This is a genomic window from Ruegeria sp. CDSB114, assembly GCF_059611025.1.
Genome location: NZ_JBXWOT010000001.1, coordinates 836574 through 848582, shown reverse-complemented (window position 1 = coordinate 848582; position 12009 = coordinate 836574). Strand labels below are relative to the sequence as shown.

Below are 12009 nucleotides of genomic sequence, written 5' to 3'. Positions count from 1 at the left end.
TATAGTCAAAGCCTGCAATCGCAGAACCAGGGATACTGTTCCGTTCACGACAAAGGCTGTCGCAGCGAGAGGATCAGAGGGGACGGATCTTCAGCTCTGTGATCCTGTTGCCTTCGCGCGCGACGACTTCGAATCTGAACCCGTGGAACGAGAATACCTGACCCGTGATCGGGATCATCTGCGCTTCGTGGATGACCAGACCGGCCACGGTATTGGCCTCTTCGTCGGGCAAAGACCATTCCATCGCGCGGTTTACATCGCGGATCGTCATTGCGCCTTCAACAAGGTACTGGCCGTCTTCGGTTCGCGTTACCGGGACGTCCTCATCAATGTCAAACTCATCAGCAATCTCGCCGACGATTTCTTCGAGGATATCTTCAAGCGTGATTAGACCCCTGAGTGAACCATATTCGTCGACCACCAGCGCAAAATGGCTATGCATCCGCAGGAATTCCCGCATCTGATCGTCCAGAGTGGTCGTTTCAGGCACAAAATAAGGGGCGTTCGCTACCTTTGAGACATCGAACTCTTTCAGTCGGTTGTTTTCACGTTCGCTGCTTCCTGCATGAGCATACATAGCGCGGAACAGGTCTTTGGCGTGAACAACCCCAACGATGTTTTCTGGTTCGTCCCTAAAGACAGGCAGGCGTGTATGGGGGCTTTCAAGGCATTGTTTCAGGATCGCCTCGGGAGCGTCATCCGCATCAACCATCTCGATATTCGAACGATGGAGCATGATCTCTTCAACCGCACGTTCACCCAGATCCAAAGCGCCCAGAATGCGGTCACGGTCTTCCTTCTCGACCACGCCTTCGGAATGGCCCAAATGCAGGGCCCCAACGATTTCGTCGCGCACGGCCAGAATGTTGCTATCCGGGTCGATCTGTACACCGAAGAGGCGTAAAACTCCCCGTACCAATAGGCGTACGGCCGAAACGACCGGTGAGAATAGGGTGACAACCACGCTGATGATCGGAGCAACGGCGGATGCCGCTTTTTCCGAATTGGTTATGGCATAGGTCTTGGGCAAAACTTCAGCAAAGATCAGAACCAACAAGGTCATGACCAGGGTTGCCAATGCTACGCCGCTTTCGCCAAAGAGGCGCGTGAACATCGCTGTGGCCAACGAGGCCGCAAGAATGTTGACCAGGTTGTTGCCCAGCAAAACCGATCCGATCAGCCGTTCGTTGTCGTCGGTGATGTCCAGCGCCTTCTGCGCCCCGCGCGACCCTTTGTCCGCCTGCGCCCGCAGCTTGCCGCGTGACGAGGCCGTCAGAGCCGTTTCAGAACCCGAGAAAAACCCCGATAAGAAGAGCAATAGCAATATGGCACCGGACGTAAGCCAGAATGTGCCGTCGATCAGAGAAGTTGAGGGTTCCATCGGTCCTTAGCTGCTTGTGTTTCTGCGTCTGTTATGGGGGCGCGGCTTGACTGGATCAAGGAGTTAGCCCTTTTCAACTGGATCTTTAGCTAATGGGTGATGCTGCAACACCAGTTCAGCCAGCCGTTCTTCCAGGACATGAGTATAGATTTCTGTGGTCGCCACATCCGCGTGACCAAGCAATGTTTGGATCGATCGCAAATCGGCACCGTTGGCAAGAAGATGTGTCGCAAAAGCGTGACGCAAGGTGTGAGGTGTAACCTTTTCGGGCGAAACCCCACCGTGAACCGCCAGTTCCTTGATCAGATGATAGAACATATGCCGTGTCAGATGCCCGGCCTTGCCACGTGAGGGAAAAAGAAATCGGGAACTCTGCCCACCCTTTGTAACACGCTTTTCCTCAGTCTCATCCCGAGCCGCCAACCATGCCGAAAGCGCCTGTCGAGCCGGAGGGGACAGTGGAACCATCCGCTCTTTGCCGCCTTTTCCCAATACCAAGAGCATCCTCGGATCGCCGCGCGCCGATGACACCGGCAACGATACCAGTTCAGTGACACGCATCCCGGTGGCATACAGGATTTCCATCAGGCAGGTATTGCGCAGCTTTTCGATGTTGTTTCGCCCGCTTTCGCGCGCAGCAACCAATAACCGGTCCACCTCGGATACATCCAGAGTTTTCGGCAGCCGCTTTGGCCGTCCTGGGCCTTTGATCTTGATCGCGGGGTTTGTCGAACGCCAGCCTTCCTCGAATGCGAACCGATAAATCTGTTTTATGGCAGACAAACGGCGGGCGCGGGTGGATTGAGCCAATCCCTGTGCGTCGCAACTGATCAGGTAATCCTCAACCTGCTTGGCGTCGGCCTCGGCAAACCCAATTTTCCGGCGCCGCAGCCAGGCCGCAAAATCCTTGAGATCGCGGCCATAGGCAACAAGCGTATTTTGGGCAGCGCCTAACTCGGCGGCCTGTGCTTCCAGAAAGGTCGAAATCCAGATTTCGTCAGAGCCCGGAGACGTCATGATCACTTGCCCTGCAGGATCAGCAGGTTCAGCGCGGCGCGGCGCGCGGTATCTTCTAGACCGACCCGGCGCAGGGTTGCCATGGCTGCTGTCAGGTCGACCAGATTTCCCCGCGATCCATGGGCAAACAGGACCATCGTCTCCAGAAGCGCCTCACCGAGGCGGCCTTCGTCCAGCATGTTGCCAATATCGGTTGGCACCGGCGCCGCCCATGCAAACCCCTCTGCGATGGCATCCGCCAGCGGCGAAGGGGAGGGCGCGCGCCCCGGATCACCCTGAGCCAGCGCAGCCAGAAACTGACTTTCTTCAGAATTGTCCGGAGCCGACAACGCCGCTGTTTCATATAGATCTGACAGCAACAGAATGCGCCACCGCAGATCCTCGGCCGCGGGTTTCTGTAGTTTGACCTGAGAGAGGCGCCCGGCGAAAAGTTCAGCGAATGGCACTTCCAGGCCGACATTGCGCATCTGGTTCCAAACCACCGGCAGAGCTTTGGCGATCTTTGCGGAATTGCCAGAATCCAGTGCTTTTTCGAACCGCTGTATCGACGATACCCGGTCCCATACGGCTCCAGACGCCGCCGGAGACCGTTCTGTATAGAGCCCCAGCAGTTGATTTGGCGTTAGCGCTCCAACGCGGGTCAACCGTTCTGCGGCTTCGACCTGAGCCTTCCAGCCCGCAACATCCCTCAGATCCGCATTTGCGAAGACGCGGGGCAAAGCAGCCGAGGGCAAACGCTCGCCAATAGCTTCGAACAAGCGGAACATCAGGGGCGAGGGGTCGTCCGGTTGCGGCAGATACTCGGCGTCTTCGTACAGTTCAGGGCTTAGAAACCTGTCCAGAACCTCCAGCTCTTGTGGTGCCAGAACCTGTAGGGCATGGGCTGCCTCAAGCGTGAGAGCGGCCGAGTCCCAATCCCCACGCCGGGCCTTGCAGAAAATCTGAGCGGCATAGTCCCGTGACAAATGCGGCTGAGCAATCAGCGCCGTGCAACTGCGATCTTCATCCCCGGTCAGAAGGGTGGCGTCGAACCAGCGTTGAAATCGGTCGAGACTGTTCGTCGGGCCGGCCAGCTGTACCAATGATTGCGTGGGGTCCGCAGCGCCAAGATGCATGAGGCGGTCGAGCCGCGCCAAAAGCAAAATCTCTTCCCCTTTACTGGACGTCGGTGCCCGAGCTTCGGTTAAAAGCAACGTGAACAGCAAACGCTGCATTGCAGGGTTATACTTGACCGGGACGCTTTCGATCAGTTCGGACAGGCGTTGGGGATCGCTGTTCTGCCACATGTCGACAGGCAATCCTGTGACAGTCGAAGCAACCAGGCCCAGGGGTTGTGACAATGCCTGAAGTGGGGTCACAAGAACATCGGGCTGACCGCCGGGCTGCGCCACGGGTGGCTCAAGCAAAACCGTCCCCGGAAGATTTTCCGGAGGATTGGCCAGCCATTCAATAACAGAAAGGGGTTCCTGCTGCGCCTGCGCTGTTCCTGCAAGAAACAGCGCAACCACCGCCACTTTATTCGACATTCAGTATTACCGGCTCCCTGACCTCGCTTTGCGGCGCAGAGAAATCCGCACCAAAAAACTCACCCAGGTAGACATATCCCACCAGCCCGATGAAACACAGGCAAATCAGATATATCAGGAACTTGATCAGACGGCCCATGGTCAAACGCTGCCTCAATTTTCTCTTTTGACCAAGTTATAACTGGCATTTTTCCTAAGATCACGTCATTCACGATGAAATGAGCGAAATTAAGCATAACACCCATGCGGCATCTGCCGTTTCGGACTATACACTGCACAAAACAGTGGTGCTTGTAGGTATGATGGGGGCCGGAAAGACCGCCGTAGGCCGCGCATTGGCCGCTCGGTTGAGGGTTCCTTTCCTCGATAGCGATGCCGAAATCGAATCAGCGGCCAACATGACCATCCCCGAGATATTCGAGCGTGATGGCGAAGCCTTTTTTCGCAGCAAGGAAAGCCAGGTTATCGGGCGGCTTTTGGTCGAAGAAAAAGGTATCCTTTCTACTGGCGGCGGTGCCTTTATGACTGAACAAAACCGCGACATGATCACTCAACGCGGGGTGTCCGTTTGGTTGCGCGCCGATTTGGGTGTGTTGTGGAATCGCGTTCGCCACAAGGATACGCGCCCGCTTTTGCGCACCGAAAATCCGTTTGCGACCCTTCGTGCATTGTACGATCAGCGTGTTCCGATCTATGAACGCGCCGATCTGGCGGTTTCCTCCGACGGGGATGTCTCGATTGAAGATATGGTAGAGCGTGTCGTCAAAGCTCTGATGACGCGACCTGATGTTTTGGAACGGAAATAGATGCACCAAACCGTACATGTTGAGCTTGGGGATCGGTCCTATGATGTTGAGATCGGCCCCGATCTGCTGACGCAGGCCGGTCAGCGCATAGCGCCTTTGCTACCGCGACCCAAAGTAGCGGTTCTGACCGATGAAAACGTGGCGAGCCTGCATCTTGACGCGTTGCGGGATGGGTTGGCCAGCGCAGGGATCGAAATGTCCGCATTGGCGCTGCCCGCGGGCGAAGCGACCAAAAGCTGGCCGCATTTTGAGCGTGCGGTCGAATGGTTGTTAGCCGAGAAAATCGAGCGGCGTGACGTGGTGGTTGCGCTCGGAGGTGGGGTTATAGGTGATCTCGCCGGATTTGCCGCGGCCGTTTTGCGCCGGGGCGTACGGTTTGTTCAGATACCAACTTCGCTGCTTGCGCAGGTCGACAGTTCGGTCGGCGGCAAAACCGGGATCAACGCACCGCAGGGCAAGAACCTGATTGGCGCATTTCATCAACCCTCACTGGTGCTGGCGGATACTTCGGTTCTGGGCACAATGACCGACAGGGATTTCCTGTCCGGTTATGGTGAGGTCGTAAAATACGGGCTGTTGGGGGATGCGGCATTCTTTGAATGGCTCGAGGGCCATGGCCCCGATGTCTCGGGCGGGGATATGGCCGCGCGGGTTCGGGCCGTCACCCGATCCGTTCAGATGAAAGCCGACATCGTCGCTCGTGATGAGACCGAGCAGGGGGATCGCGCCCTGCTGAATCTCGGGCATACGTTCTGTCATGCGCTTGAGGCTGCGACCGGGTATTCTGATCGTTTGCTGCATGGTGAAGGCGTTGCGATTGGATGCGCACTGGCATTCGAACTGTCGGCGCGACTTGGTTTATGTTCGCAAGAGGACCCAAGCCGGGTTCGGGCACATCTGCGTGCGATGGGCATGAAAACCGACATCTCCGATATCCACGGGGATTTGCCCGACGCCGAAGCGCTGGTCGAGCTGATGGCGCAGGACAAGAAGGTTATCGATGGCCAGCTGCGTTTCATTCTGGCCCGAGGCATCGGGCAGGCATTTGTCACGTCGGATGTTCCGCGGGATGCGGTTTTGAGTGTCCTCAAGGACGCGCTGGGTTGATCAACGTCCGCGAATGATCATTAACTCGCCAATATTTTCACGGGTAATATAGCCGACCATCTGATCTGACCGCGTGCAGACGGCAACTGCGGGGGCACCCCCGTGGAACTGTTTCAGAACCGCTTCCAATCCGCTGCTCAGGGTCACTGTCGGGATTTCCTCGACCATGATTGAACTGGCCAATTCTGACCGGGGAATATCTTTGGCGAGGGCAGCAAACAGCCGGTCGCGCGTGACAAAGCCCTGCAGTTTCCCTGTTGCATCCAACAATGGAAATTCATGCTGGGTGGTGTGAATAACCGCTTGAGCGGCGGTTGCAAGCGTGTCGCTTGGCGATAGGGCGTGAAATTCGGTGATCATGGCGTCGCGGGCCAGAACCTGACGCGCCACTGATCGCATTGCGACGTCCTGGCTTTCTGCATTGGCGGCAACGAATACAAAAACCGCGATCAGAACCAACAACGGATTGCCTGTGCTTAGCCCCAGAAACCCCAATCCTACCGCCACTATCTGACCGGCAAATGCGGCAATGCGCGTGGCCTTGACCCGATCCATCCTCAGGCAGAGCAGCGCGCGAAAAACGCGTCCACCATCCATCGGGAATGCGGGGATGAGATTAAATGCGGCCAGAAGAAGGTTCACATAGGCGAGGCGGTTCAAAAGCCCGGTCTCGGGTGAATCAATATTGGCGAGTGTTTCAAATGGCATTCCTGCGCCCAAAAAGACGAGGATGATCCAGATGATGACGTTTACCGCAGGACCGGCCAAAGCCACCGATACCTCTTGCATGGGGTTCTCTGGCATCCGTTCCAATCGGGCAAGACCGCCGATCGGCAATAAAGTAATGTCCGGAGTTTTTATGCCATAGCGCCGCGCCATCAGCGCGTGACCAAACTCATGCGCGACCACACATGCAAAAAGGGCAAGCACGAAAATCAGATTCCCGATCGCGGCCTGCATCCCTCCGGTAGAATAGGCAGCGAATCCAACCCATGCCAACAAGAGGAAAAAGGTGACATGGACCTTCAGTTCCGACCCCAATAGTCGGCCGAGCGAGAAGGACCATGTCATGATGTGTCTCCGGTGTGCTTAGAACGGAATCTCGTCGTCGTCTATTCCACCAGATGCGGGTGCCGGGGCGCTGGATTGTCCGCCATAGGGGTCACCATAGCCACCACCTGCCTGGCCGCCACCGTAACCGCCGGATTGACCGCCGCCACCGCCACCGCCGCCGCCTTCTCCACGCGCATCCAGCAAAGTCAGCTCGCCGCGATAGGGGCGCAAAACCACCTCAGTGCTATAGCGGTCCTGACCGGACTGATCCTGCCACTTGCGGGTTTCCAACTGACCTTCGATATAAACTTTGCTGCCCTTGCGCAGATATTGCTCGGCAATGCGGGCCAATGGTTCTGAAAAAATCGCGACCGAGTGCCATTCTGTCCGCTCGCGGCGTTCGCCGGTGTTGCGGTCTTTCCAGGTCTCGGAAGTGGCGATGCGCAGATTGCAGACCTTGCCACCGTTCTGGAACGACCGTACCTCGGGATCGCGCCCCAGATTTCCCACCAGAATGACCTTGTTGACAGAACCCGCCATGTATTTCCCCGTTCTTAACTGACTTGAGTGCGCCCGAATCTGGCGCTGTGTATTTCTGAGACCCTATACGCCCTGAACCATGGTTGGAACATGGATCATGAGAAATGAACTGGTCGGGAGTTTGCACAGAGAAAATTTACCATGCTTTCATTATTGGCTGAAATACATATACTCACTCGGGTTCGTGACAGTGCGGGACAGGCATTAATGCGTTTCAGATTTTGTTTTTTATTGGTTCTATGCTTTGCGTTGACCTGTGGACTCGCTGCGGCGGATACGCTGTCTACCAAAAGCCGTAAGGACATCTTTCTGAAGCAATCCAAATATTTGGACGGCCGTGCGGCCACCCAGTACCGCGATTCAGATCGGTTGAAGCCTAAGACGCCTCAACCACAATTCAGTAAGCGATATTCCGGCAACTATCGGGGTGAGTACCTGACGATGGCGCGGCTAGCGGCTCGTAAACACGATGTTCCCGAAGAGCTGTTCCTGCGCCTTGTTCAGCAGGAAAGTGGATGGAATCCGCATGCCGTGTCACATAAAGGCGCGTTGGGTCTGGCCCAGTTGATGCCCGGGACCGCGCAATTATTGGGCGTGAACCCGCGCGACCCGAAACAGAATCTTGAAGGTGGGGCCCGGTATTTGTCCTGGCAATACCGCAAGTTCAAATCCTGGCGGCTTGCGCTGGCCGCCTATAATGCCGGACCTCAGGCTGTTGAAAAACACGGTGGCGTACCACCCTACAAGGAAACCCAGAATTACGTGAAGGTGATTTGGGGCGGTTAGGCCGCCCGATGAATTGCCGGATCAACAGGTGATGCGGCTTGGCCAAATCAGCGCGTTCAGTGACAGGCTGCTCGAGGTCGTGTCGCATAATTAGGGTGCCGGATCCACCTTACCGACACCCTTGTTGCGTACCCAATCCCATTACTCAGCGGCGATTTTTATGACGGGTTCCATACGTGCCAGGATGTCGTCTGCCAGATGGCATTTGACCTGATGACCGTCTGCCAGGGTTTTCACGGGTGGGACATCTCTTTCGCAAAGACCGTTGGGGACTTCGGATTTCCAGCGACATCGGGTCTGAAACGGACAGCCAGGAGGCGGGTTCATCGCTGATGGGATGTCGCCTTCCAAGACGATGTGCTGCTTCTCGACCGATGTATCGGCGATGGGGACCGCGCTCAGCAGGGCTTCTGTATAGGGGTGATAGGGCGGTGCAAACACCTGATCAGTGGTGCCCAGCTCGACCACATGGCCCAGATACATCACCATCACCCGGTCGCTGAGATAGCGCACGATCGACAGATCGTGGCTGATGAACAGCAGTGTGGTTTTGTGCTCGCGTTGGATCTCCATCAGCAGGTCGGTTACCGCCGCCTGCACCGATACATCCAGCGCCGAGACCGGCTCATCCGCCACCACGATCCGCGCATCCCCGGCAAAGGCGCGGGCAATGCCGACACGCTGTTTCTGACCACCCGAAAGCTGTCGCGGCATCCGCTCGGCAAAGGCGCGGGGCAGTTTCACCAAGTCCAACAGTTCGAGCATCCGCTTCTTGCGCTCGGCCTCGGACTTACCGACGCCAAAGATTTCCAGAGCGCGGATGATCTGACGGCCCACGGTCATCGAAGGATTCAACGTGTCGAATGGATTCTGGAACACCATCTGAACCTCGCCCACCGTCTTAGCGTCGCGCTCTTCGATGGGCACGTCCTCGATATTGCGGTTGTCCAGCAGGATCTGCCCGTCCGTGGCCGTCTCCAACCCCATAAGAACTTTGGCAAAGGTGGATTTGCCGCAGCCGGATTCGCCCACAATGGCAAGTGTCTCGGATTCATGCGCCTCAAAGCTCAGAGTTTCGTTTGCTTTGACTACCTTCGCTTCGCCGCCGCCAAACAGTGCATTTGCCGCAACCTCATAGTATTTCTTGAGATTTTCCATCTTCAGAACAACGCGGCCAATCTCACCTTTTTCCTTTTGCTCGGCCAGTGTGATGGGCGCGTTCCAGTCGATCTCCTGAAATTTCAGACAGCGGGTATGATGCCGGTCATTGCCTGGCACGGCCTCCATCAGAATGTTCTGCGCGTCACAGCGACCTTCCTCGAAATAGTCGCAGCGTGGGCCAAAGTTGCAGCCCGGAGGGCGCTCATGGGGCAGGGGGAAATTGCCCGGAATGGCCACCAGCGGGCGCGCGTTCTTGTCCGCACCCGGCAGTGGAATCGACCGGAAGAGCGCCTGCGTATAGGGGTGCTGCATTTCGTCGAACACATCCTTGATCGAGCCGCGCTCGACCGCTTCGCCGGAATACATCACGCACAGCCGGTCGCAGGTTTCCAGCACCAGCCCCAGATTGTGGCTGATGAACAGCATAGAGGTGCCGTATTTCTTGCCCAGATCCTTGACCAGCTCGACCACCGCGGCCTCGACGGTCACGTCAAGCGCGGTGGTGGGCTCGTCCAGGATCAGCAACGATGGCTTGGACATCAGCGCCATCGCGATCACGATGCGCTGCTGCTGGCCTCCCGACAGCTGGTGGGGGAAAGAATTCAGCATCCGTTCAGGGTCGGGCAAGCGTACATCGGTGACCACTTCCAGCGCACGGGCATAGGCCTCGTCCTTGCTGACGCCCTCGTGGATCATCGGTACTTCCATCAGCTGCCGACCGATCTTCATCGCGGGGTTCAGGCTGGCCATAGGTTCCTGATAGATCATGGCTATTTCATTGCCGCGAATATCGCGCAGTTCTTCGGCCGTCATCTCGGATAGGTCACGACCCTTGAACTTGATGGATCCGCCAACAACACGCCCGTTCTTGCCCAGATCCTGCATGACGCCCAACGCAACGGTGGATTTCCCGCACCCCGATTCCCCAACCAGCCCCACAGCTTCACCAGGCTGCACGCTGACCGAAAAATCCATCACTGCAGGGATCTCGCGCAACCGCGTGAAAAACGAAATCGACAGCTTGTCGATCTCCAATATCGGGCCCTCATAGGACGCAAGTTTGGTCATCTGTGTTGCTCCTCACCAGATCCCGGGGATCCCCTTCATCTGGCCAAAAATACCTCGGGGGTCCGGGGGCAGGGCCCCCGGCCGCTCATACATCAGTCCTTCAGACTTTCTTCGCGCAGGCCATCAGCCAACAGGTTCAACCCAAGAACCAGTGTCAACAGCGCCAGCGCAGGTGGCAGGGCAGGGTGCAGATAGATCGACAAGAGCTTGCGCCCTTCATTGATCGTCGACCCCCAATCGGGACTTTCGGGTGGTAGCCCGAGGCCAAAGAATCCCAAGGTCCCCAAAAGGATGGTCGTATAGCCAATGCGCAGACAGAAATCGACGATCAGCGGCCCGCGCGCATTGGGCAGGATTTCCCAAAGCATGATGTACCATGGACCTTCACCACGGGTTTGCGCTGCGGCAACATAATCGCGGGTTTTGATGTCCAACGCCAGGCCACGCACGATACGGAATACCGTGGGTGAGTTTACGAAAACCACCGAAACGAACACGACCAGAATGCCGCCGGGGATATTGAACAGGTCCAGATAGGTGGGCAGTCCCCAGATGTTGTAGCTGTTGGTTTCGATGATGTAGCCGTCTGTTGAAATCAGAGATAGATAGAGCCACATCGCGATGCCCAACACTCCGATCAGCAGAGGTGTGCGGAAATTGGGCCGCGTATAGAACCGCGAATTCAGCAGGACGCAAAGAAACAGGATCGGAAAGACGAACAACACAGCTGCCATATAGTTCGGCACACCGGTTGCCACGATCTCGGGCGTGACCAGCAGATAGAACAGCAGGATTACCGGGAAGGCCAGGATCAGGTTTGCCAGGAAGGACAGGAACGTGTCCAGACGTCCGCCATAAAACCCCGCAGGCAGGCCCAGAGTAATCCCGACCATGAAGGCAAATATGGTTGCCATCGGTGCGATCTGCACCACGATCCATGCCCCTTTGACCATCCGGCTGAACACATCGCGGGCCAGATTGTCCCCACCCAGTAGATACCAGGAATATGTTCCGTCCTCGGTGCTGGGCATTGGAGTTCCGGGCAACTTGTTCTTCATACCTGAAACTTGCGCCAGCGGATCATGCGTAACGATCAGGTCCAGCGCACCAAAAATGCCGGTAAAGACCCAGAACATCACAAGGCCAAAACCGATCATGCCGATGGGGCTGTCGAACAGTTTGCCGTACAGGCCAAGCTTGCGCTTGAAGGCGATTGACATTGCAAACAGGATGATCAGCGACATCCAGACAGGTAAAAACTGCCGAGAGATCGCTCCGATAATCCCGGCGCTTGTCCCCATCAAAATGCCAAGCACCACATATGCCAGACACAGCGCAACGCAGGCGAAAAAGCTGTATCTTAGCGCGATCTGCGTCAGGCCGCGCAGGCCGGTATCTGCATTGATTGTGCCGTCGATATTCACGACGACCGGCGTTTCGGGCAACACGATGCTGCCCAAGATCCAGACGATGATTGATACCCCTAGTGCAACCAGTGCGATCATCAGCAAGGGGTTCAGAATGGCGATAGAGCCGGTCCAGGTAAGTGGTTCCATGTTCTGTC

Annotated in this window: 11 protein-coding genes; 3 read left to right on the top strand and 8 right to left on the bottom strand. The window is 56.7% G+C overall.

The annotated features are described in order from the left end of the window. Nucleotides 1-73: 73 nt before the first annotated feature. The 4 genes from AC2FIP_RS04250 to AC2FIP_RS04235 all read right to left on the bottom strand — a co-directional run bounded on the left by AC2FIP_RS04250 (nt 74) and on the right by AC2FIP_RS04235 (nt 4081). A complete protein-coding gene (locus AC2FIP_RS04250) occupies nt 74-1381 on the bottom strand; it encodes an HlyC/CorC family transporter (protein WP_142634257.1) in 1308 nt (435 codons plus the stop codon). Nucleotides 1382-1444: 63 nt separating this feature from the next. After that, on the bottom strand, nt 1445-2398 hold the full coding sequence (locus tag AC2FIP_RS04245) for a site-specific tyrosine recombinase XerD (protein WP_496677775.1): 954 nt from the start codon (nt 2396-2398) through the stop codon (nt 1445-1447). 2 nt (nt 2399-2400) lie between these two features. Further along, nucleotides 2401-3924 (bottom strand): hypothetical protein, encoded by a 1524-nt coding sequence (locus AC2FIP_RS04240; RefSeq protein WP_496785274.1) that lies wholly within the window; start codon nt 3922-3924, stop codon nt 2401-2403. Continuing rightward, a complete protein-coding gene (locus tag AC2FIP_RS04235; protein ID WP_496696107.1) occupies nt 3914-4081 on the bottom strand; it encodes a hypothetical protein in 168 nt (55 codons plus the stop codon). Before AC2FIP_RS04235 ends, AC2FIP_RS04240 begins: the two co-directional genes overlap by 11 nt. A gap of 61 nt (nt 4082-4142) precedes the next feature. Here AC2FIP_RS04235 and AC2FIP_RS04230 point away from each other — a divergent pair, with 61 nt between their 5' ends. Further along, a complete protein-coding gene (locus AC2FIP_RS04230; protein WP_142634251.1) occupies nt 4143-4730 on the top strand; it encodes a shikimate kinase in 588 nt (195 codons plus the stop codon). Further along, nucleotides 4731-5837 (top strand): 3-dehydroquinate synthase, encoded by a 1107-nt coding sequence (aroB, locus tag AC2FIP_RS04225; RefSeq protein ID WP_496695191.1) that lies wholly within the window; start codon nt 4731-4733, stop codon nt 5835-5837. It begins immediately after the preceding gene. Here aroB and AC2FIP_RS04220 read toward each other — a convergent pair whose 3' ends face one another. Further along, nucleotides 5838-6908, bottom strand: coding sequence for a site-2 protease family protein (locus tag AC2FIP_RS04220; RefSeq protein ID WP_496785272.1), 1071 nt, complete (start codon nt 6906-6908; stop codon nt 5838-5840). Nucleotides 6909-6926: 18 nt separating this feature from the next. Beyond that, nucleotides 6927-7430, bottom strand: coding sequence for a single-stranded DNA-binding protein (gene ssb / locus AC2FIP_RS04215; protein WP_496690674.1), 504 nt, complete (start codon nt 7428-7430; stop codon nt 6927-6929). Between the two features lie 207 nt (nt 7431-7637). Here ssb and AC2FIP_RS04210 point away from each other — a divergent pair, with 207 nt between their 5' ends. Next, nucleotides 7638-8216 carry a lytic transglycosylase domain-containing protein gene (locus AC2FIP_RS04210; RefSeq protein WP_496785271.1) on the top strand — a complete coding sequence of 193 codons (579 nt, stop codon included), beginning with the start codon at nt 7638-7640 and terminating at the stop codon, nt 8214-8216. A 141-nt stretch (nt 8217-8357) separates the two neighbouring features. Here AC2FIP_RS04210 and AC2FIP_RS04205 read toward each other — a convergent pair whose 3' ends face one another. Continuing rightward, entirely contained in the window at nt 8358-10445 is a 2088-nt protein-coding gene (locus tag AC2FIP_RS04205; protein WP_142634241.1) for a dipeptide ABC transporter ATP-binding protein, read from the bottom strand. 92 nt (nt 10446-10537) lie between these two features. Further along, complete coding sequence (locus AC2FIP_RS04200) at nt 10538-12001, bottom strand: ABC transporter permease (RefSeq protein ID WP_142634239.1); 1464 nt, start codon at nt 11999-12001, stop codon at nt 10538-10540. Nucleotides 12002-12009 lie beyond the last annotated feature (8 nt).

Bases quoted from the DNA above. Each gene is read 5' to 3' on its own strand.
- AC2FIP_RS04240 (WP_496785274.1), bottom strand. From the start codon at position 3,924: ATGTCGAATAAAGTGGCGGTGGTTGCGCTGTTTCTTGCAGGAACAGCG.
- AC2FIP_RS04200 (WP_142634239.1), bottom strand. From the start codon at position 12,001: ATGGAACCACTTACCTGGACCGGCTCTATCGCCATTCTGAACCCCTTG.
- AC2FIP_RS04205 (WP_142634241.1), bottom strand. From the start codon at position 10,445: ATGACCAAACTTGCGTCCTATGAGGGCCCGATATTGGAGATCGACAAG.
- aroB (WP_496695191.1), top strand. From the start codon at position 4,731: ATGCACCAAACCGTACATGTTGAGCTTGGGGATCGGTCCTATGATGTT.
- AC2FIP_RS04245 (WP_496677775.1), bottom strand. From the start codon at position 2,398: ATGACGTCTCCGGGCTCTGACGAAATCTGGATTTCGACCTTTCTGGAA.
- AC2FIP_RS04220 (WP_496785272.1), bottom strand. From the start codon at position 6,908: ATGACATGGTCCTTCTCGCTCGGCCGACTATTGGGGTCGGAACTGAAG.
- AC2FIP_RS04250 (WP_142634257.1), bottom strand. From the start codon at position 1,381: ATGGAACCCTCAACTTCTCTGATCGACGGCACATTCTGGCTTACGTCC.
- ssb (WP_496690674.1), bottom strand. From the start codon at position 7,430: ATGGCGGGTTCTGTCAACAAGGTCATTCTGGTGGGAAATCTGGGGCGC.
- AC2FIP_RS04230 (WP_142634251.1), top strand. From the start codon at position 4,143: ATGAGCGAAATTAAGCATAACACCCATGCGGCATCTGCCGTTTCGGAC.
- AC2FIP_RS04210 (WP_496785271.1), top strand. From the start codon at position 7,638: ATGCGTTTCAGATTTTGTTTTTTATTGGTTCTATGCTTTGCGTTGACC.